Annotated in this window: 1 protein-coding gene; it reads right to left on the bottom strand. The window is 63.0% G+C overall.

Annotated elements, in window-relative coordinates:
* Nucleotides 1–69: 69 nt before the first annotated feature.
* The gene (gene aat, locus HP546_RS30415) at nt 70–750 is read right to left on the bottom strand and encodes a leucyl/phenylalanyl-tRNA--protein transferase (protein ID WP_172233637.1); all 681 of its coding nucleotides are present in this window, start codon (nt 748–750) and stop codon (nt 70–72) included.
* Nucleotides 751–1,192: the final 442 nt, after the last annotated feature.

Below are 1,192 nucleotides of genomic sequence, written 5' to 3'. Positions count from 1 at the left end.
TGATCAACCCCTCGGTGTGACTTTGTTTTAAGTGTAAGCCAGCTCTGCGAACTCGCCTAGGCAACCCATCTAGACAACCCAGGTGGCGCTGTTGGGCTGGTCGAGGTAGCGGGCCAGGTAGCCGGCGAATTCGGCGCGGCTGATGGCCTGCGCACCCAGGCTTTGCAGGTGGTTGGTCGGCATCTGGCAGTCGATCAGGGCAAACCCGGCCTGGCGCAGGTGCTCGACCAGGGTTGCGAAGCCGACCTTGGAGGCGTTGTCGGCGCGGCTGAACATCGACTCACCGAAGAACAGCTGGCCCATGGCAAGGCCGTACAGGCCACCTACCAGCTCGCCATCCTGGCGCACTTCCACAGAATGGGCGATACCGCGGCGGTGCAATTCGCAGTAGGCGTTGCGCATGGTGTCGGTGATCCAGGTGCCGTCGGCATAGTCGCGTGGCGCGGCGCAGGCGGCGATCACTGCCGGGAAGTCGGTGTCGAAACTGACCTGGTAGCGGCCCTGGCGGATCAGCTTGGCCAGCGAGCGCGACACGTGCAGCTGGTCCGGCAGCAGCACGGTGCGCGGGTCGGGCGACCACCAAAGGATCGGCTGGCCGTCCTGGTACCAAGGGAAGCAGCCGTGGCGATAGGCCTGTACCAGGCGCTCGGGGCTCAGGTCGCCGCCGGCGGCAAGCAGGCCGTTGGGGTCGTGCAGGGCCTTTTCCAGGGGCGGGAAGGTCAACGAGTCGCGAGTCAGCCAGGTGAGCATGGTCTTTCGTGCGGTGGGGGAGGGGAGAGGGCAGCATGGCGCGGGTGAAAAGCAGGGTCAATCTCTTTGGCTTCTTCGCGGGCATGCCCGCTCCCACAGGAACCTCACAGTCTTCAGGCTTGCGCAGGACCTGTGGGAGCGGGCGAGCCGGCGAAGAGGCCGGTACAGGCCAGGAAATCAGGCAATTTCCTGCGCATTCATGAAATCGCAGGCACCATCCGCTACATTTGCTGTCACACCTGTGCAAAAACACAGCATAAGCCTTTGTCACAAAAGAAAATGCGTGCTCAAATTGCACCTATATGAAAGTCGCACCCGGCCAACCTCCCATACGGCGTGCCGCCATGGCGGCTGGCGGGCAGTAATGTTAAAAGTAGTGGTTCATTGGCCGCACCGCCGGCCGATCACTATTGGACGCGCAGCACGCGCAGGAATAGACGCG

It is taken from the genome of Pseudomonas sp. CM25 (genome assembly GCF_013179705.1).
GTDB lineage: Bacteria > Pseudomonadota > Gammaproteobacteria > Pseudomonadales > Pseudomonadaceae > Aquipseudomonas.
Note: the sequence above shows the minus strand (reverse complement) of the source record. Positions and strands in the feature narration are given on the sequence as shown.